26 protein-coding genes are annotated in these 19,357 nt (G+C 38.2%); 2 read left to right on the top strand and 24 right to left on the bottom strand.

The window, feature by feature from the left end:
• Nucleotides 1-13: 13 nt before the first annotated feature.
• The 11 genes from WCW66_01105 to thpR form a co-directional block, all read right to left on the bottom strand.
• On the bottom strand, nt 14-922 hold the full coding sequence (locus WCW66_01105) for an NAD(P)-dependent oxidoreductase (GenBank protein MFA6391337.1): 909 nt from the start codon (nt 920-922) through the stop codon (nt 14-16).
• A gap of 18 nt (nt 923-940) precedes the next feature.
• Nucleotides 941-1,417: a hypothetical protein gene (locus WCW66_01100; GenBank protein MFA6391336.1), complete on the bottom strand. Its 477-nt coding sequence runs from the start codon at nt 1,415-1,417 to the stop codon at nt 941-943.
• Between the two features lie 190 nt (nt 1,418-1,607).
• Nucleotides 1,608-2,105: an NUDIX hydrolase gene (locus WCW66_01095; GenBank protein MFA6391335.1), complete on the bottom strand. Its 498-nt coding sequence runs from the start codon at nt 2,103-2,105 to the stop codon at nt 1,608-1,610.
• A 46-nt stretch (nt 2,106-2,151) separates the two neighbouring features.
• Nucleotides 2,152-2,415 (bottom strand): DUF3850 domain-containing protein, encoded by a 264-nt coding sequence (locus WCW66_01090; protein ID MFA6391334.1) that lies wholly within the window; start codon nt 2,413-2,415, stop codon nt 2,152-2,154.
• Between the two features lie 58 nt (nt 2,416-2,473).
• Nucleotides 2,474-3,415 carry a hypothetical protein gene (locus WCW66_01085; GenBank protein MFA6391333.1) on the bottom strand — a complete coding sequence of 314 codons (942 nt, stop codon included), beginning with the start codon at nt 3,413-3,415 and terminating at the stop codon, nt 2,474-2,476.
• Nucleotides 3,416-3,519: 104 nt separating this feature from the next.
• Complete coding sequence (locus tag WCW66_01080; protein ID MFA6391332.1) at nt 3,520-4,068, bottom strand: NUDIX hydrolase; 549 nt, start codon at nt 4,066-4,068, stop codon at nt 3,520-3,522.
• 8 nt (nt 4,069-4,076) lie between these two features.
• The gene (locus WCW66_01075) at nt 4,077-4,673 is read right to left on the bottom strand and encodes a CYTH domain-containing protein (GenBank protein MFA6391331.1); all 597 of its coding nucleotides are present in this window, start codon (nt 4,671-4,673) and stop codon (nt 4,077-4,079) included.
• 17 nt (nt 4,674-4,690) lie between these two features.
• A complete protein-coding gene (gene gltX / locus WCW66_01070) occupies nt 4,691-6,145 on the bottom strand; it encodes a glutamate--tRNA ligase (protein MFA6391330.1) in 1,455 nt (484 codons plus the stop codon).
• Between the two features lie 179 nt (nt 6,146-6,324).
• The gene (locus tag WCW66_01065) at nt 6,325-6,612 is read right to left on the bottom strand and encodes a GIY-YIG nuclease family protein (GenBank protein MFA6391329.1); all 288 of its coding nucleotides are present in this window, start codon (nt 6,610-6,612) and stop codon (nt 6,325-6,327) included.
• 217 nt (nt 6,613-6,829) lie between these two features.
• On the bottom strand, nt 6,830-7,594 hold the full coding sequence (locus tag WCW66_01060) for a WecB/TagA/CpsF family glycosyltransferase (GenBank protein MFA6391328.1): 765 nt from the start codon (nt 7,592-7,594) through the stop codon (nt 6,830-6,832).
• Nucleotides 7,591-8,139 (bottom strand): RNA 2',3'-cyclic phosphodiesterase, encoded by a 549-nt coding sequence (gene thpR, locus WCW66_01055; GenBank protein ID MFA6391327.1) that lies wholly within the window; start codon nt 8,137-8,139, stop codon nt 7,591-7,593. The genes WCW66_01060 and thpR overlap by 4 nt, the downstream gene beginning before the upstream one ends.
• An 83-nt stretch (nt 8,140-8,222) precedes the next feature.
• Here thpR and WCW66_01050 point away from each other — a divergent pair, with 83 nt between their 5' ends.
• Together WCW66_01050 and amrB are read left to right on the top strand one after the other, a co-directional pair.
• On the top strand, nt 8,223-9,644 hold the full coding sequence (locus WCW66_01050; protein ID MFA6391326.1) for a hypothetical protein: 1,422 nt from the start codon (nt 8,223-8,225) through the stop codon (nt 9,642-9,644).
• 18 nt (nt 9,645-9,662) lie between these two features.
• The gene (amrB, locus tag WCW66_01045; protein MFA6391325.1) at nt 9,663-10,457 is read left to right on the top strand and encodes an AmmeMemoRadiSam system protein B; all 795 of its coding nucleotides are present in this window, start codon (nt 9,663-9,665) and stop codon (nt 10,455-10,457) included.
• 36 nt (nt 10,458-10,493) lie between these two features.
• Here amrB and WCW66_01040 read toward each other — a convergent pair whose 3' ends face one another.
• The 13 genes from WCW66_01040 to WCW66_00980 all read right to left on the bottom strand — a co-directional run bounded on the left by WCW66_01040 (nt 10,494) and on the right by WCW66_00980 (nt 19,309).
• Nucleotides 10,494-10,784 carry a hypothetical protein gene (locus WCW66_01040; GenBank protein MFA6391324.1) on the bottom strand — a complete coding sequence of 97 codons (291 nt, stop codon included), beginning with the start codon at nt 10,782-10,784 and terminating at the stop codon, nt 10,494-10,496.
• A gap of 2 nt (nt 10,785-10,786) precedes the next feature.
• Complete coding sequence (locus tag WCW66_01035) at nt 10,787-11,431, bottom strand: HAD family phosphatase (protein ID MFA6391323.1); 645 nt, start codon at nt 11,429-11,431, stop codon at nt 10,787-10,789.
• Nucleotide 11,432: 1 nt separating this feature from the next.
• Nucleotides 11,433-11,972, bottom strand: a complete 540-nt coding sequence (locus WCW66_01030) for a hypothetical protein (protein MFA6391322.1) — start codon at nt 11,970-11,972, stop codon at nt 11,433-11,435.
• 25 nt (nt 11,973-11,997) lie between these two features.
• A complete protein-coding gene (locus WCW66_01025) occupies nt 11,998-12,555 on the bottom strand; it encodes a magnesium transporter (protein MFA6391321.1) in 558 nt (185 codons plus the stop codon).
• Nucleotides 12,556-12,586: 31 nt separating this feature from the next.
• Nucleotides 12,587-12,994 carry a hypothetical protein gene (locus WCW66_01020; GenBank protein MFA6391320.1) on the bottom strand — a complete coding sequence of 136 codons (408 nt, stop codon included), beginning with the start codon at nt 12,992-12,994 and terminating at the stop codon, nt 12,587-12,589.
• A gap of 211 nt (nt 12,995-13,205) precedes the next feature.
• A complete protein-coding gene (locus tag WCW66_01015) occupies nt 13,206-13,697 on the bottom strand; it encodes a hypothetical protein (protein ID MFA6391319.1) in 492 nt (163 codons plus the stop codon).
• A 110-nt stretch (nt 13,698-13,807) separates the two neighbouring features.
• Nucleotides 13,808-15,565 (bottom strand): translational GTPase TypA, encoded by a 1,758-nt coding sequence (gene typA / locus WCW66_01010; protein MFA6391318.1) that lies wholly within the window; start codon nt 15,563-15,565, stop codon nt 13,808-13,810.
• A gap of 119 nt (nt 15,566-15,684) precedes the next feature.
• Complete coding sequence (locus WCW66_01005; GenBank protein MFA6391317.1) at nt 15,685-16,212, bottom strand: cysteine peptidase family C39 domain-containing protein; 528 nt, start codon at nt 16,210-16,212, stop codon at nt 15,685-15,687.
• Between the two features lie 20 nt (nt 16,213-16,232).
• Entirely contained in the window at nt 16,233-17,192 is a 960-nt protein-coding gene (locus WCW66_01000; protein ID MFA6391316.1) for a calcium/sodium antiporter, read from the bottom strand.
• A gap of 66 nt (nt 17,193-17,258) precedes the next feature.
• On the bottom strand, nt 17,259-17,690 hold the full coding sequence (locus tag WCW66_00995; protein MFA6391315.1) for a hypothetical protein: 432 nt from the start codon (nt 17,688-17,690) through the stop codon (nt 17,259-17,261).
• Between the two features lie 16 nt (nt 17,691-17,706).
• Nucleotides 17,707-18,444, bottom strand: a complete 738-nt coding sequence (locus WCW66_00990; protein ID MFA6391314.1) for an SDR family NAD(P)-dependent oxidoreductase — start codon at nt 18,442-18,444, stop codon at nt 17,707-17,709.
• A gap of 2 nt (nt 18,445-18,446) precedes the next feature.
• Nucleotides 18,447-18,935 carry an HAD family hydrolase gene (locus tag WCW66_00985; GenBank protein ID MFA6391313.1) on the bottom strand — a complete coding sequence of 163 codons (489 nt, stop codon included), beginning with the start codon at nt 18,933-18,935 and terminating at the stop codon, nt 18,447-18,449.
• A gap of 11 nt (nt 18,936-18,946) precedes the next feature.
• On the bottom strand, nt 18,947-19,309 hold the full coding sequence (locus WCW66_00980) for a DUF1801 domain-containing protein (protein ID MFA6391312.1): 363 nt from the start codon (nt 19,307-19,309) through the stop codon (nt 18,947-18,949).
• Nucleotides 19,310-19,357 lie beyond the last annotated feature (48 nt).

The following is a 19,357-nucleotide window of genomic DNA, read 5'->3' as shown; positions in this document are numbered from 1 at the left end:
TGAATTATTATATTTATTTTAAACCTGTGACTACATTAATCGGATTACCCGAAATATATGAGGCTACATTATCTAAGGTTTTTTGGCTCAATCTTTCTATTGCTTCATTTGTTAAACCAGAGACTACATCTGAATATATTACTCTATCCAATCCCTCAAATTCCGCGCCAAATTCTGACGCTCCATCAAATATCGCAAAATTATTTTCACGCTTAATCCATCTCATAAAATCGCTTGAATCAAATGCTTTTCCCAGGGTTGTATTAACGAGAATTTTTCCTTGCATCAGATCGAAGTCCGATTTGTCCAAAATCTTTACATTCTTCGGTGTATGCAGGCCAATGATATCACTCTTCGCCAGCAGACTGCTTTTCTCCACAAACTGTATCCCCTGTTTTTCCAGATCAGAATTCCTGGTTTTACTGTTATACAAAACATTTATACCAAGACCTTTTGCTGCCTTGGCAAGCAGTTTTCCTACAACACCCATACCAAATATCCCGATTGTTTTCCCGCTTAGTTCTGAACTAAACCCTTTATATTGATTTTTTCCGACTCCTCTGAACAGGAGCAATAACTGCATGATAATCCACTCCACAACTCCCTCGTCTCCATAATCGCGCACGTTGGAAACTGTGATACCTCTTTTTGCACATTCATTCAGATCAATATTATTGGAATTAGTAGAGCAAAGGCAGATGAATTTCAGGTTCTCACACTTTGCAAGCACTTCTTTTGATATTGATGTCCGCCAGGTCAGCATGATGCAGTCAGCATCCGAGATTCTTTTACACACTTCCGCTTCATCCGCAGGATCAGAGGAAAATGTCTTTATCGGGCTATCAGAAAATTTCGCAAGTTTCTCAACCGCGTTATCAGAAAGTCCCACCTTGTCTAATAATACTATCTGTTTGAATTTCATATTTTATTCATATATTTTTTATAGAATTCCCCAATCAGACTCAGAATATTTATTTTCTTTTATTAGCCTGTTAATCTCAGCTCTTATGCCCTTGATATCTACAGGATTTAAGGGAATAAATTTATCATAGAATCCAGAAGCTCTATCAGGCAGTTTGACTGCTTCCTGAAATGGTTGAAATTTTGCATTTTTTGCTCTCCCATAAATATGGATATGAAAATATGGTTTTTCATTTTTTTTAAAAGCCCAATTACCCATATCCTGATAATTAACTCTCATTATTTTAATACCACTTTTGGCCATTGCGATCTTCATTGCCTCTCCGACAACCATTGTCAATCTCATCAATTCAATAGCCAGTTTTGGAGAAAGTTGCTGCCTATCTATGATTCTAACTTTTGGATATATCTTAATATGACCACCATCATTTCTATCCACATGAGGTTTCTCTACTGCTTCTACTATATAGTTTATTGACTCGTATATTAATGCCATAAATTCTATGAACACATCATTAAATAATTAGTAAAATCATTTTATTGTGGTTTCGAAGCAAACTCCCTCACCAGTGAACCTGTTTACCTTGTGGTAATTAACCATAAAACACGGTACGGAATATCTTTCGGCAAGTGTTTTCTGATTTTGATCATGTAATGCCTTGAATGTTTTAATCACAAAATAATACCTAACTTTTATTAAAGTAATAATCCAAAACCCCTAATTGCAGGGTAAATATCTTTTCTGGTGTTTCTTCAAAAATTCTCTTCAATTCAGATTTTTTTATCCAACGAATATCTCTTGTATTATCCCCCTCCTTTAATGGTGTCTTATCCTCAACATTGCAAATAAAAACGAAACCGATCCATGGTCGTCCTCCTTTTGTTTGTTGCTGGCAGCAAAACGGCTGAAAAGCGAACGATCCGTCATCCTTTGGAGAATGCGTTTTTGTTTTAATATCTGGAAAAATACTGGTTATTTTCAACCCCGTTTCTTCCTTCACCTCTCTATTTAAAGCATCATAGACATTTTCAAATTCCCTTATTTTTCCTGCCGGAATTTCCAAACATCCCGTATATACAGGATCTTCTTCCGGTTTCCACCTAGTTTGAACCAATATTTCTGTTTCTCCGTCTTTTTGCCTCTCAATAATCGCGGAAATAATCGGCAGACTGAATTTTTCCATATAACTATTTATTTAATAATCTAATTTCTTAAACGTGATTATTACATTACTTAAAAGAAATAATCTGAAACCCATGTTTATCTATTTCCTCTTCATTCCAAAATTTTACATCCTTTGTTTTCAAAATGGAAGTTACTTCCTTTTCAATTTCCCTGCCGGTATATTTTTTGGTTTTATTGTCCCATTCTTTTAATAGCAATACATCACCGGGTTGGCAGTCAAAATCAGCAAGACGAAGTTCGTATTTCTTGTCACCGTCCAGTATTTGCTGAAAATATTCCGGCCAAACTTTTTTCTCAATTTTTTTCATTTTCTGGGTATTATATACTCTAATATAAACTAATATCTATATTTACTAATAATGATTCTCATTGCAAAGTCTTAAAGACAGCCTCGGAACACTCTTTGCCAGATAATGTTTCGATCTGGCTGTTTCCAAGACAGTGACTCATATCTTGCCATATACTTTCAGGTATAGTTTCGTCACATAATGGTTGCTCAAATTCCAGATGTGGAAATGCAACATTCTGAAATGCAACAGTTTTTCCTGTATCAATATCTATATGTGCATCATTTATTGGGGAACTATCCCGACTTGTTTTTTCCCAGGCAATTTGAATACTTCCATCTGAACATTTCCTAATCGTCTTACCATCATAGTTATCCAAATGCAGAACATTTGGAATTCTATTAGAAATCTCTTCCATAATGTTTGCACCCTCTATTGCTGTACCTGGCGTCACACTTAAACCTTGTGTTGATTTTCTCAAATATACATTTTCCCAAATAAATTCGTATTTGCTGTTTACAACACGTGCTCTTACAACATCAACTCTATCCTCATTTAAATTATTTCCAGGTAAAATGCCAATCAATTTTTTTGAGTATTCTCTATATTCACGTACACTAATAAATGATCCGTCATCAAGAACAAATGTTGATAAAGGAGTTATGTTTTTTTTAATAATTGTGTTTAAACTGGGAAACACTATTGTTAAGAATATTATCAATAGACAAAAAGATGCAGCGATAAATGCATACTTAGTAGAATTTGTTGGTATATTTTTTTGTTGGCTTTTTTGGTTTGCCTTGATGAGGAAATACACACCAACAAGAAGCATGACAAATGCAAAATAATTAAAAATATTGAAGGCATACCACTCTTCAAAACGTAGCAAGTATCCTACCATATTACCACCAAACCAAACCGGCAAGGAACCTACAGTCAAAAATATTCCTAATATTGTAAAACCGCTAATTTTTTTAACAATACGTTTTTGCTCTTTCTCCTGGGTTGATTTTTCTAGCATAATATTTATTTAACAATAAAGTTTTTAATTTTTTGTTACCATCCAATATTTACTGAAAATATTCCTGCCAAACTTTTTTCTCAATCTTTTTCATACTCACAATCTTAACTTTTATTATGACTCAGAAAAAACAGATTCAAAGCGGCTATCGATATTCCGCATTCAATCTTTCCATCTGTTAACATCTTCTTTAATTCTGGCTGACTTACTTTAACTATCTCCAATATTGATTCATCATCATCTTGCCCACTGGTAGATAGTTTGGATAAATCTAAATCCGTCGCGAGGTAAACATTAATATAAGTAGATTCATGCCCTGGTGCTACGTAAAACCCACCCAGCCTTTTCCATTCCTTTGCTTCTATTCCTGCTTCTTCCAAAAGTTCCGCTTTTGCTCTATCAGCGATATCTTCATTATTTACCGTACCGGCCGGTAATTCCAGAATTGTTTTTTGCAGAGCATATCTGAACTGTTTTACCAGATAGATATTTTCTTCATTATCCAGCGCTATCACAAAGCAAGCTTGGTTTTTTTCCAGATAACCATAGATACCTTCCTTACCATCCGGCTTCAAAACTTGATCCTCATGGACTTTTATCCAAGAGTTACTATATACAATCTTTGAATTCAATTTTTTCCAGGTTCTACTCATTAGACTCATTACTTAATTTTCTTCTCATTAATATCTTCATCCCAATCAACTGTAAAAACTTGCTCACTTACTGGCCTATTTGTTTCGTCCTGCATTGCGTCCATCATCAATTTATATTCAGATGGATCGAGTTCCGGCAAATTTAATTCCTGCATTGTCTCACGAATTCGTTCTTCTAAACCATCTATTTCATCTTTATCTTCAGTCAATGCCTCTATCTCAATAATCAAACCCAAAGAATCAATATCATTTATCTCAATTTTCAATCCATTTAAAATATATGTTTCGCGAAAAGTATTTACTTCTGAACATGCCTCATAGCCTTCAACTTTTTTTTGCTCAATAAAAGCATCTAATTCTGTTAATGGTACTTCATACTCCTCTTCTTCCATCGCCGGATCAGCATATTCACCTTTCTTTATTGTAACCAATGCTGAATCCTTTCCTTCAATCAGACGAATTCGTAGAGATGTAGGATTCCGAAATAGAAAAGAGCGCATCATTTTTGAGCCCAGGTACTCTCCGTGTGCAGATAAGTATTCCTTAACTCTTTCTATTTCTTCAGCATCATCTATTTTACTTCTTTTTTCAACTTCAAACTTCATATTTACATTTGAAAAAATTAAACAACATTATTTAACCTCTCCACCACCCTCTCCTTACCCAAAACCCCCGCGACTTCAAAAGGACTTGGGGATTTTTCTTCCCCCGTCAAAGCCACGCGGATCGGCCAGAGGATTTCACCGTTTTTCAATCCCTTTTCTTCAATCAGTTTCATCAATCCATTTTCTATTTTCTCCTCGGACCAGTCTTTTTCATCCAGGCTTTCAAAGAATTCCAAAGCCAATTTTAAATTTACTTTTGTAACTTCCGGATCGGATTTTTTCCAGACCAAAAGTTTCGGGTCGTAGGAAATGTCATTGAAGAAGAATTTCACCATTTCGGGCAGGTCGGAAAGTTTTTTAATCCGCTCCTGTTCCAACACGATTGCTTTCCTCACATATTCTTTGTCGCTAATATTAATCCCCGCTTTTTCTAAGAATGGTAAAGCAAGTTCCAGGAATTGGTCGGGAGAAAGTTTGCGCAGATATTGGGAATTGATCCAGTCCAATTTATCCTTGGCGAAAACCGCACCACCCTTGTGCACACCGCCGATATTGAATACATGAACCATCTCAGGCAGAGTAAACATTTCCTGTTCGGTTTTCGGGTTCCAACCGAGAAGTAATACAAAGTTTAAGATTGCTTCCGGCAGATAGCCCTCTTCTTTATAATCATCTATCGTTACCTTGGTCTTGCGTTTGGAAAGTTTGGTTTTATCTTCATTGAGAATCAAAGGCAGATGCCCAAATTCCGGCACGGGAAATCCCAGCGCCTCGGTCATTAATATCTGCTTTGGTGTGTTGGATAAATGATCCTCTCCACGGATCACGTGCGATATCTCCATCATGTAGTCGTCGATCACGACTGCCAGATTGTAGAGCGGAGTTTTAACATCGCGTGCCACGGCAATATCGCCCATCAGCCCGGCTTCAAAACTCATATCGCCCCTGATCATGTCTTTGAATTTGATCGTACTTTCCGGCACACGATATCGGATGATTGAATTCCTTCCTTCTTTTTCAAATGCTTCTTTTTCTTCTTTTGATAAATGCGCGCATTTACCGCTATAGATCGGCGCTTCACCTTTTTCTCCCATCGCTTTTCTTTCCGCTTCCAGCTCTTCTTTGGTGCAGTAGCAATAATACGCCTTGTCTTCATCCAGAAGCTGTTTTATATATTTTTCATAAGTTGCGGTTCGTTTGGTCTGGAAATACGGACCATATTTGCCTTTTTCTTTTCCGTCTAATGTCGGACCTTCGTCCCACTCTATGCCTAGCCATTCCAAACCCTCTATAATTTGTTTGGTGAATCTTTCTTCAGAGCGTTCCAGGTCGGTATCTTCTATGCGCAGAATAAATGTTCCGCCTTCTCTTTTGGCAAATAAATAGTTATACAAAGCGGACCTCGCCGTTCCTAAATGCAAGGAGCCGGTTGGTGATGGAGCAATTCGGACTCTGACTTCTTTATTTTTCATGCTGTTATATTACTTATTTTATTTATTTTTTGGATTCCCGGGTCAAGCCCGAGAATGACAGTTTTAGATTGTTTGTGGATCTCCGGACCAAGTCCGAAGATGACATTTGTTATACTACATTGTTTGTCATTCCCGCAAAGCTTGTCCTCGACTTGATCGGGGAACGGGAATCCATGTCTTTATATTAGCTCGTTATATAAATCTTTCCAATTCGGATTTTCTTTTTGTATTAAATTAATTTTCCACTCTCTATTCCACTTTTTTAATTGCTTTTCACGATTCAATGCACTCTCCACATTTTCTGTTTGCTCGTAATAGACTAGTCTATGCACTTTATATTTCTTCGAAAATCCTTCAACTTCATTATTCTTATGCTCATATACTCTTCTGATAATATTATTCGTAACGCCTATGTAAAGCGTTCCATTCTTTTTACTTGCCATTATGTAAACGTAGTATTGGTTCATATTCTATTCGTGGATCTCCGGACCAAGTCCGAAGATGACATTAAAAATTGTATTTGACATGTCAGTAAACCCCAGTATTGTCATCCTCGGACGCCTTCGCAGAAGGTGGTCCGGGGATCCATTGATTGTTTTTGGATTACCGGGCCAAGCCCGATAATGACAGAGAGATAGCGGTAATTACATTAAAGTCGAGTCCGAAGATGACACTATTGAATTGTTATTGTATGTCATTCCCGCGCAGGCGGGAATCCATTATCTTTACCTTAATAACTAAATATGTAAAATGAATTGTAGCGGTAAAAATCCGCTTTATGCGCCATGGCTGAAGAATTAAACGGTAGAGCCACTCCAGTCCAATCTTTCGAATAAGTTTTGGCGCTCGCTTGATACTGCCGGAAATATAATCGAATGCTCCGCCCACGCCCATTGCCACTTTCACACCGGTAAAATCCGGCAAATGCGCGGCGATCCATTTTTCCTGTTTTGGTGCTCCCAGCGCAACCAGCAGTATATCCGGGGATTTTAACCGGATGTCTTCAACAAACAAAGCATCATTCATTTTACCATCTTTGTCATACCCGCTTTCCGCACCCAGAATTTTCAAATGTGGAAATCTTTTCTGTAATCTCTGTGCTGTTTTTTTTGCAATGCCTTTTCCAGCGCCGTATAAATATATTGAATAATCATTTTTCTCGGCAAGCTCAGCAACATGCCAGATAAAATCAACTCCAGTTATGCGCTGGTTAAGCGGGCGTTTCAAAAACTTCGCGGCGAGCATCAGACCAAATCCATCTGGAAGCGCAATCACAGCGTTATTCAAAATGTCCCGGAATATTTTATCTTTTTGTGCGCGTACAATGAATTCCGGGTTGGGAGTAACGATATAATTCAAGCGCGGAAAAACTACGCATTGTTCTATAACATCCAGCGCTTCCTTCATATTAATCCTACTGACTTGTACCCCTAATATATCCTGTTTCATAATTGATATGATTGTAATACGGAATAATTAGGCGATGCTCCTGTGAGATCGCTCTCCATCAGATGCACGGAGCCTACTTCCCACACGTCATCAAGTACAATATTGCTCAATAACTTTCTATGATCTTCCGACAATTGCGAACTGATTCTACCCAGAGTAATGTGCGTCAGGAAAGAACGCCGGTCTCCTTGGACAAACGGCAGATTAGAAACCTCGCTGTCAATCGTTCTTTTAATTTTTGTAAGTTCCTGCGAAACATCCAGATCAGCACTGACAATTTTCGGATTGCCCTCAGGAAATATGGAAACTCCCTTCAATCGTAATGTAAAGGGATTAAAGTCTGACAAAACATCCTCCAGTACCTGTTCAATATCATATATCCGATCGTCAGCTTGCGCGCCGAAAAATTTCAAAGTCAGGTGCAGATTCTGCTTCTCAACCCACTTCGCGGGAATTGAACTGCCTTTTAAATCCGCGAGTACCCTGCCCAGTAATTTTATAATCTCAGTGCTAGGATAAATCGCTAAAAATGCACGATATTTCATAATTTCATATATTTATTCAATTGAATTATATCACATTTTATGATATACTTAAATTCGTAATAATATTAAAATAGATACAAAATATGCTCAAAAAAATCGCTATTTTTTCAGTTGCTTTCTCACTGGTTTTACCTACTATTACACAGGCTTATTCAATCAATAGGAATAATATTCTTTCAGATTCGGAATTACTTGATTACGATTCTATGTCAATAGTGAGAATTCAGAATTTTTTGAAAGATAAAGGCAGTTATCTTGCTGGTTACATGACAGAAGGTGTCGGTGGGGCTCCTAAAACCGCGGCAGAAATTATCTTTGATGCCGCTAATTTTTACCAAATAAGCCCTAAATATTTACTAGTTAGATTACAGGTGGAACAAAGCCTGATATATGATAATGATCCTACTCAGAGACAAGTAGATTATGCTATGGGATATTCCTGCGCGGATGGACGACCATGTAATCCGGAATATATAGGATTTTTTAATCAGATTAATTGGGGTGCAAAAGTTTTTATTAATGAAGAACTTGATAAATATGGTAACCCTAGAGGATATTTAACCCGTATTGCTACAACAGGTACAACTATCAGCGGCTGGGGACCAGGCATAACAAAAATAACGCAAGAAGGTATAGCGGTTACTCCTGAAAATGCGGCAACTGCTGCCCTATACACCTATACGCCATGGGTTGGAAAATACGGCGGCGGTGCTACAAACTGGGGTGGGACATCGCTTGTTGGCAAACTTTTCCAGGAATGGTTTGTCAGACACTATCTGGACGGGACACTTGTTCAGGCAGAAGGACAGAACGGTGTTTATCTGATTAAGAACGGAAAAAAGTATCCATTCCGAAACAGGACTACTTTACTGGCTAATTATGACCCGAACAAAATAATCATCGTCAGCCCGAACGAACTTGATGCTTATGAAGACGGGCCTGAGATAAAATTTCCTGATAATGTATTGATCCAATCGCCAAAAGGAACTGTTTATATAATTATCAACGGTGAAAGACGTGGGATGACTTCTCAGGATGTTTTTGCGTATCTCGGATTCAATCCGGAAGAAGTAATCCCTGCCAGTTGGAATGAGATTAATTCAATAGCGGAAGGAGAACCGATTACAATTGATTCCGTTTTTCCAACGGGCATACTGCTCCAATCCAAAGAGACTGGCGGTGTTGCCTATATTGAAGACGGCGTCCTCCATCCAATAATGTCCAAAGAGATTCTGCAATCCCGCTATCGAAACAGAGTGCTGACACAGGTTGACCAGGCTGATATGGAAAAATATCCCAAGGGAGATTACGTCAAATTCAAGGATGGTGAATTAGTTACATCCGATCAGACAGGTATAGTTTACGTTATCTCCAACGGCGAGAAAAGACCGTTCAAAAATGGCGATGCTTTTGTTTCCTTCGGCTACAAATGGGATAATATCATCCATACCAATCAAAGATCGCTAGACATTCACCCAACCGGGCCTTCGATTAAGGTAGAATAAATAACTCACATAAAAGTTATGTCGCTTATTTTCAGCGCCATCACACCGCATCCTCCCCTGCTCATCCCGAATGTCGGACGGGAAAATTTAGAGAGGGTTAAGAAATCAGAACAGGCCCTGCATAGTCTGGCGAATGAACTTTACGCTTCAAAGCCGGATACAGTTATTATAATTTCCCCGCACGCTCCGATTTCCGAGGACACTTTTTTTATTAATGCTTGCGAAAAATTTAACTGCGATTTTGAAGATTTTGGTGATTTCGAAACTTCCTTTTCCTTCAAGCCTGATCTGGAACTTTCCGCCAATATAAAAATGCGCACTCAGGATGAGGGTATTCCTCTAAATCTGATCTGTGAATCAAAGCTGGATCACGGCTGTGCTGTTCCGCTTTTTTACCTTATGAAAAATCTTAAAAGCGTACCGATAGTTCCGATCAGTTTCAGTTTTTTGGACGTAAAGACGCACTTTGAATTCGGAAAGCTTTTACAAAGAGAAATAATGAAGACGAATAAAAGAATTGCCGTAATCGCTTCCGGCGACCTTTCTCACGCCATAACTTCCGAAGCTCCGGCCGGTTTCAACGAAAAAGGGAAAGAATTTGATGAAATGATAGTCGATATGCTGAAGAATAAACAGGAACAAAACATATTAAAATTGGATCCCAAATTTGTGGAAGAAGCTGCAGAATGCGGATACCGTTCAATGGTGATGCTGATGGGAATTTTGAAAGGGATTAATTATCGCGCAAACGTTTTGGCGTACGAACATCCATTCGGCGTCGGTTATCTGACCTGTAATTTTTTGCTTGGGTAATCAAACAAAAAAAGAGCTTAGCGACTAAACTCTTTTTTATTTTTCCTCAGGCTTTTTACCAACCAGTTTGAAAAAGTATTTCCACTTTTCTCCTTCATCCGCCAATTCTTTCGTGTCTGCTACACACTTCTGGATAAAATATTTATCATGATCCCGGCAGGCTTTAAAGACGGAATTCCTTTTGAAACTGGGTATATGTAAATCCTCAATCACCCGCAATGCCAGATCCTGCCACTGGTAAGCGGGCGGTTTTTTGCCGGGGGTTTTTTTCTTGAAAATATCACCGATATTTTCCATTTCTGATTTTTTTAACGGTGCACGGTTCATATTCAAACCAATTTATTAATATATCCAAATGTAATTTCAGGCAAAGTAGTTACCAGGTTTTTTGTCGGGTAATCAGCATTTTTATCGTTAACCAAGCCAATACTTTTCATTTGCGCAGCAGCTGCTGCCTGCATCCCGCTTTTTCCGTCTTCAATAACTACGCAATTTTTCGGATCAACACCAATTTTTTCCGCAGCCAGCAGAAATATTTCCGGATCGGGCTTTCCGCGAGAAACCATTTGTCCCGTTACAACCGCTTCAAAATAGTCCCTTATCGCTAATTTATCCAATACTGAAATTACATATTTTGTATCAGACGCCGATGCCACTGCTAGTTTAATATTCATCTCAGTCAGCATTTTTATCAGAGAGACGGATCCAGTAATTTCATCTACATGTGACTTTGATAAATTTTCCATCATCACCCATTTTTCTTTCATCAGTTCATCCAGATCAAAACTTGCGCCGTTTTTTTCCAGCAAATCTGTAAAAAATTCAGTCGTCTTTACTCCGGCATACCTTTCGGTTATCTGCGCCGGGGTTATAACAATCCCGAAACGACCAAGTAATTCACTTTCAACTTTTGAGTGGAATTTCTGCGTGTCTGATATCACACCATCCATGTCGAATATTACAGCTTTTACCATACTATGCACCTTGAAGACGTTCAATAATGGATTGTGCTTCTTCTCTTGCGCGCCTATCATCACCAATAGTTGCAAAGTCTTCTAGAAGTGCAATGACGTCGCTACGCTTTTCTTCAGGTATCTCGTTAATACGTATTGCGAGTGATTGAATAAGTGGTAGTTCTAGTACACGAACTGCTTCGTTTCGCATATAATCTAGTGAATCGTCAGGACCCAGATCACGGTGCCACTCATCGGTAACAACCTCTATCTGTCGCAAAAGACCATCCAGATCTGCCGCTGGCTCAAAATTTTCTCCAATTCTTTGAGTTGGTCGCTTTGACTTATCTTTATAGCGGTAGTATTGATCCAACATCTCGTCTCGCAACGCGATGTGTGCTTCTAGGTCGGCTGGTTCACGGTAGGTGCCTTGCTCAGGATTGCCCGCACTTGCAGCACTATCAATGAGGTGGTTCGTATCACTCATTTCTGCATCGCCAAGCACACGGTCAATTTGCGGATCGTTAAATTCATCTGGTAACGGTGGTTTTGGATCTCCCATAAAATTTAGTTAGTTTATTATGTGTTTATAATATTATGATACTTGCCACAGTACCGTATATCACAACGCTTAGAATATCCTGGAGTACGGTTGCGATAGGAGCGGTTCCCGCCGCCGGATCTCTGTGCGATCTTTGGAACAAAGTGGCTACAACCAAGGCTACTAATGGTGCGGTAGTAATAGCCAGCACCGCCGAAATAGCTATCGTAATTGATAATAAATAATTATGTAGCCATAAATAAGTCACGAATCCTGATACAACACCAAACGCTGTTCCAAATAACAGGCCGAGCAAAAACTCTTTTTTCATATAGTTCCCAAGCTTTGTCGTTCCGGACTTTAAGTCGCGCGAATAGATAGCCGTCGTCTGTGAGCCAATCGCGTCTGCGATATAGACAATAAACGGAATAAAATAGGCAACTTGAAAGTCTTTTTCCAAAACTTTCTCAAAATTAGAAGTAACAAAAGAAATGATAATGCCCAAAAACAGCCCAATAATCAGTGCCGGCGCGCGTAGCCGAAATAGCAGTCCGACAGATTCATAATCATCATCTGCGTATATCGGATCTTGTTTTTCTTGCATAAATATTTTCTTTATTTATCACTATAATTATTTATTTTGACGCATCAATTATGGCACCTATCAGTTGTAAAATTTCTTCGGCTCTTTCAGTAAAATTTTGATATTTATTTCGCAGAACTTCATTCATATTTTCTGCCTGAAATTCTTTTTCCATTTCACATATAGTTTTAATTCTTTTTAAAAAGGAACGCTCATCTTCCTCCATATCAGGATTCTGTCCATCTGGATATATATAACTATATTGTCTTATTCTATTTAGATAATATTCAAAATTCTGACTATGATAATCCTCCAGGTTAAGATCTTCATCTTCTGAATATGATTCCATTAAATCAGAAAATAGCGATTCTGTTTTTTGACTTACTAATGACTTCATTACTTCCACATTATTTTCAGACTCTTTATCCTGCCCATATGTTGGTAGTTTTGGATCAGCCATAATATTGTTTTAATACTTAATTAAGTGAAGTTTACCACATTTTAGCTTAAAAATCAAGCTACAAAACAATAGACCACCTACTATTGTGGTCTATTTTACTGACTATTCTTTTCTAAGATTACTGATCATGATGATTGCTATCAATCACCAATTCTATGAGTTACAATTTCACTTGATCTTTCTTACTATTGTTTAAATTTTCATCAAAATGTCATTCTTCGTCTTTTTGAATTTCTGCATATGCCCTCTGGACCTCATCATAATCTAGATCGTAATGTTTTCTATAAGCTATTACCATTATCTGATGTAAGATCTCTTCTGCTCTTTTTACTAATTGATTCATTTTTTCACTAATAACATCATTTCCTTCATCCTTTTTATGACGCGCTTCGGCTTCGCATTTAAACTGAAGTCTTCTTATTATATCTGTAGCATTGTCAACTTGGTTAGCAACATGATCAAAATTTACATATTCACCTTTACTTTTACTTATTGAATCAAATACTTGGTCAAAATACTGACTATATATGTCTTTCCTAGCAAACTCACCGGTAGCTCGCAACTCTGTTATATCAGCAAAAAATACTCTTATTTTTTCGTTTACTTCCGCCTCCATTGTCTCCTGATTATTCTCATCAACTGAAGTCTCGTCAGGCATATTATCATCTGGTGTGCCAGGCATTGGCATTTTTGGATCTGCCATAATATTTTGATTAATACTTAGATGACCGTATCTTAGCATATTTTAGCTTAAAAATCAACTGTAAATCAAAACCGACTGCTCAATTTTACAGTCGATTTTAACTAATAATATTATTTCCGTTTGTTGATTCTAAGGCGGATATTTTTCGGAGTTATTTCCAAATATTCATCTTCTTTGATTATTTCCAGACCGCGTTCCAGGGTCAGCTCCATCGGAGGCGCCAGATTCAGAGCATCGTCGGCTGCCGAAGCGCGCATATTGGTCAGATGTTTTCCTTTGATCGGGTTTACATCCATATTATATCCCTTTGCAGCGCTACCAATTATCATTCCTTCATATACATCTACTCCAGGTCCAATATACAGAGTTCCTCTATCCTGCAAATTGGAAAGTGAAAATCCGAGCGCTTTGCCGGTCGCCATGGAAATCATGGAACCAAAGCTGTGTTTTTCTATTCCTTCAACATACGGTTTAAATCCTGTAATGCGCGAACTGATGATCCCCTCGCCTTTGGTATCAATCACAAATTCATTACGATAACCGAGATAACCTCTGGTTGGTATTTCAAAAATTATTCGGATATGACTCAGTTCCGGACGCATTTCCAGCATGTTCGCTTTGCGTTTGGAAAGCTTTTCTATCACAATGCCGGAATAGTCTACCGGAACATCCACAGTTATCTCCTCAAAAGGTTCGCATTTTACTCCGTCAATTTCTTTGATGATGACCTGCGGTTGGGAAACCTGCAGTTCATATCCTTCTCTGCGCATGTTCTCGAGCAGAATAGCAATGTGCAATTCTCCCCTGCCGAACACTTTATAGTGATCTGTTGATGAAAAATCAATCTTCAAACCGACATTGATCTCCAGTTCTTTCTGCAGGCGTTCTTTTATTTGCCTGGTAGTAACATACTTTCCGTCCTTTCCCGCAAATGGTGAATTATTAGCGAGGAAGTCCAAAGAGATTGTCGGTTCGTCCACCATAATAGCTGGTAGTGCCTCGCGATCTTCTTTTTCACAAATTGTTTCACCAATAAATATATCGGGGATGCCGGCAATCATAACAATATCTCCCGCGGAGGCCTCAGGTACTTCCTTTTTCTTTATACCCTCAAATGTATATATTTTTGTAATCTTATTTGAATTGGTCTCACCGCCGATCTTCTTGATAAATACACTATCTCCGACTTTCAGCTTGCCTGTGTATATTCTGGAAACAGCCATACGACCCAGAAAATTATCATAACCCAGATTAAAAACTTGTGCTGCCAAATCCTTTTCTTCAAATACTTCTGATGACGCCGGCGGTACTTCACGCAAAATTAAATCCAGAAGCGGAGTCAGATCCTTCGCCTCATCTTCCATTTTTAATTTGGCTAAGCCGTCTCTGCCGATTGTGTATATCACGGCAAAATCCAGCTGTTCGTCAGATGCGCCGAGACTCATAAACAGTTCAAATACGGCGTCATGCGCCCAGTCTGGTCTCGCTGCCGGCTTATCAATCTTATTCAGAACAACAATCGGTTTCAATCCCAGTTCCAGCGATTTTCTCAATACAAATGTGGTCTGGGGCATCGGACCTTCCTGAGCATCCACAACCAGCAATACGCAATCAATCGAACGCAATACCCGTTCCACTTCGGAACCGAAATCAGCATGTCCCGGGGTATCCACGATATTAATTTTTGTGTCTTTGTAAAAAACCGACGTATTCTTGGAATAAATCGTGATTCCTCTTTCCAATTCCAAATCATTGCTGTCCATACTAACGCCTTCTTCAACCATGTTGCACTGGCGCATCAAAGCATCCGTCAAAGCGGTTTTTCCGTGATCAACATGAGCAATGATCGCTATATTTCTAATTTCCATATTTTATTAAAAAAAGTCGCGCAAATTGCGACTAGATTGATTAACTCGTACAGTATGCCTGATAACGATGTTTCTGTCAACTCCTGACGCATATTGCCTAATATTGCGCTATCTAATTGTTAATCCATGTGCTTTATTTTTCTGGAGTTATAAACCGGTTTTTTTCCGTAAACGGCAATCCCCCAGTTGATATATTTTTTTCCGTCCACTCCTTCATCATGCCAGCGTTTTTTTAGCTCTGCATATGCAAGATATGTGCGATTAAAAGATGAAGGGTCCTCAAAATATATTTTCTTTTGATCATAACCGATAACCACAACGTAATGCCCGTCCGTCCAATTTTCCTCCCAATTTACTTTTTTCTTATTTGTCCAGGCCTGAAGCGGTATAATTATCGGAATTTTATTATCGATATATTTTTTTATATCATCTACCATCATTTCACCGGCATATACATTTAACCCGAACTTTTTAAATGCTTTCTGTATTTGAATAACCGATGTGCCACTCTGATCTGTTCCGACTGATTTAATTGTATTATCTTCCCGCCGGTCAATGCCGTAATACTCCAAAAGAGATTGGACGACGTTTGCTCCGCAGTCCCATTTATATGTTTGCCGAATTGACGGGAAATCTAATACTTTCAAGTAATTTAGGAATATTTAATCTATTTAGTCATGACCAAAAATACGACATAACCGACATAAATCATGATCATTAACACCCCCTGCCATCTTTCTATCGTATGGCGCTTTCCGATAAACATAATCATAAAAAGAATCACGCTTGCTACAACCGTCATTATAATATCTACATTATTTGTGGGGCTGAAAGGGAGTGGTCGAATCAAAGCACTTACACCCAGAATCCAGAAAATATTAAAGATGTTCGACCCGACGATATTTCCAATTGCAATATCAGTTTGTTTTTTGCGGGCGGCGATTGCGGACGTCGCAAGCTCAGGTAGGGATGTGCCGACCGCAACAACCGTCAAACCGATCAGCGACTCACTAACATTAAATGCTTCGGCAATTTTAACCGCACCATCCACAATCCATTTTCCTCCAAATATCAATAGTACTAGTCCACCAATTATGTAGAGTGTAGCCATTGGATAACTCATCTTTTTGATATTACCATCGTCCGCACCATCTCCAGTTACTTTTGATATTCCGAAAGTATAATACATGAATATGATAAAGAAACTTAAAAGTACCATACCGTCAATCCTGGTCAAACCGGAATATATTCCATTATCAATTCGAATGTCGTTTGCCATAACCCCAAGCAAAAGCGCCGCGAGCAGTGCGAGTGGTATTTCTTTCCAAACTGTATTTTTCTTTGATACTAATGGAAATATAATGGCTGAGATTCCCAGAATAAGAAGTATATTGGCGATATTACTGCCCAAAATATTACCAATGGCAATTTCAGTATTGCCCTGAAAACTGGCGAAGATATTTACAATGAACTCCGGCGCGGACGTTCCAAAAGCCACAATCGTGAGTCCAATCACGATGCTGGATACTTTCATTTTTTTGGCGACCGAAGCCGCGCCGTCCACCAGGAGATCCGCTCCTTTAATTAAAACTACGAATCCAATTACAAACAAGATATACGTTAGCATTGAAATTTTATTAAATATTATCAGTAATTATATCATCGTGAACCTAAACCGGCAACGCTCTAATACCTAAACAATCAAATCTAAATTGTGGTTAATTACCACTGGCTGCATTGCTTTTATCTCGTCAGAATAAGGCATTGCCGGGACATCATTCCACAAAAATATTTTCTTATTCAGTACATGCGCAAATCCTATTTCTAGGAATGTATTACCGCCGATATAATTTTCAATTCCATTTTTATCTAGATTGATAACCAGGATAGCATCATCTTTCTTCATCCGTTCCCAATTCCATCTGATCAAATCCTTGGAAATAGTATAGTCAGAAAAATTACCGGATTTTTTCAAATCCAATACTTCCTGAACACTGAATATTCCGTTCTCTATTTTTGAAACTGAATAACACATGGAAACACTGTGTCCTTTTTCCTCCAGTTGCTTTTTTATCGCCAGAACTTCGTTAGAAAAATCCAGGCTGTGCATTAATCCTATTTTCATATGAATATTTTTGTATTTATTTAGCTGTCCAACCGCCGTCTACATAAATCACGGTACCGGTTACATAGCCGGATTCGTCCGATGCCAAATATACTGCTGCGTTAGCAATGTCCTCAGTCTTGCCGACATAACCGAGTGGCGTTGATGATATAACTAAATCGTTAAACTCTTTCATCTCAAGAACATCCTTAGTCATATTCGTTTCTATAAATCCCGGCGCAATGGCATTTACCCTGATTTGGTCCGGTGCTAAGTCCAAAGCCCCGGCATGAGTTAACTGAACAACTCCTCCTTTTGACGCACAGTAGGCTATCGCACCGCTGAAACCCACTTTTCCAAGTATTGAACTCAAATTAATAATTGAACCTTTTATACCTTTATCTTTCATGACGCCAGCCGCTGCTCTCATCCCAAACATTGTTCCGGAAAGGTTGATTCCGATTGTTTTTTCCCAACTCTCATCCGTAATATCAATAATCCCGCCCAAACCGCCGATTCCGGCATTATTCACCATTACATCCAGCTGTCCGAAATGTGCTAATGTTTTTTCAACTAAATTCTTTACATCCTGCGATTTTGATACATCACATTTTACAAATATTGCCTTGTCACCAAATTCCGCAGAAATTGAATCATCTCCGTTAATGTCACTGAAAACAACTTTGGCTCCTTCTTTTATAAATTGTTCAGCGATCGCTTTGCCTATTCCGGATGCTGATCCTGTTACTATTGCGACCTTATTTTCTAATCTCATATTTAATTTTTATTAATGTTTAATTTTAGTTCCTCACTAATACTATTGATCACCTGTTCATTTGAATTATAGCAAATTACGTGCATACCTGCTTTTTTTGCTGAATTTAAATTATCCTGATTGTCGTCGATATAAATTACTTGTTCTGGCTCAATTTTAATTAGATCCGCAATTATCCGATATGATTCGTCGTTATCTTTTTTTATTCCTAATTCTGAGGCGCTAAAAATATTCTTAAAACTTCCTCTAATTTTTTCTTTCAATACAGGGTATTCTTGGATATATCCTTTTGTAAAAATATATACATCAACTTTACTACTGATAGATTTGTAAAAATCAACTAAATCACTGTTTAATCGGAAGTAATTCCAAAAATCATATTCCCCGTCTTTGGATAATTTTTTATGCAACGCATTAAGACCCCCGGTATAGGTTTCATCATTCGGTAGTAACACTACCCTGGAAAAATCACTGACAATTGCTTTTATCATGTATCTTTCTTTTACTTCTTTATTCGTCCTGCATTCTCTTTTACTCGATATTTTACAATCTTTTTTATCAGAGCAAGTGGTAGTTCTTCACTAATCGGAAACTGAATTGCGCCTTTGGAAGTTTTGAAATTAAATAATTCCTTTTTGAATGCAATAATACCGCTCGGCGCCGGATAAAAACCAATATGCTTGGCATACCCAGCAAAATGTACCAGATTTCTGTCATTAAGCCTGAATGTTGGCATGCCATATCTTATTGCTTCATCTGCGGTGGGCGCGGCCTCCGTAATTGTCTTTCTCATCTTCTTTAGCAGCACTTGCGTACTTTCCGGAAACGATTTGATGTAATCATTAATCGTTTTAAAATCCTTCATAAATTATGACTAGACCTTCCTAGAAAATTAATCCTTATAAATTTTGAT

Source organism: Patescibacteria group bacterium (genome assembly GCA_041664365.1).
Taxonomy (GTDB): Bacteria; Patescibacteriota; Patescibacteriia; order UM-FILTER-42-10; family UM-FILTER-42-10; genus JAHJEX01.
The sequence above is the reverse complement of the archived record's forward strand: the minus strand, read 5'-3'. Positions and strand labels throughout refer to the sequence as shown.